Source organism: Staphylococcus rostri, assembly GCF_002902145.1.
Lineage (GTDB): Bacteria > Bacillota > Bacilli > Staphylococcales > Staphylococcaceae > Staphylococcus > Staphylococcus rostri.
Map to the genome: position 1 here is coordinate 1 of NZ_PPRF01000063.1, position 277 is coordinate 277.

1 pseudogene is annotated in these 277 nt (G+C 46.6%); it reads right to left on the minus strand.

Annotation, left to right across the window (positions count from 1 at the left end):
• A pseudogene (locus tag CD122_RS08960) lies at nt 1-277 on the minus strand (phosphopentomutase); the annotation flags it as partial.

Here is a 277-nt window from a genome sequence, read left to right on the forward strand (position 1 = left end):
CTGTGATAATCAACAGGTCGTCTTCACGCATGTTGTCCAACAGTTCCGGTAAACGTTCGTCGAAGTCCTTCAACGCTTGCGCGTAGCCTGGTTTGTCTCGACGATGACCATATAGCGCGTCAAAGTCTACCAAGTTCAAGAAGCTCAAACCTTTGAAGTCCTTCTTCACTACGTTCATCAGCTGATCCATACCGTCCATATTGCTCTTTGTACGGATTGCTTCTGTTACGCCTTCACCGTCATAGATGTCATTGATCTTACCAATCGCGATGACATC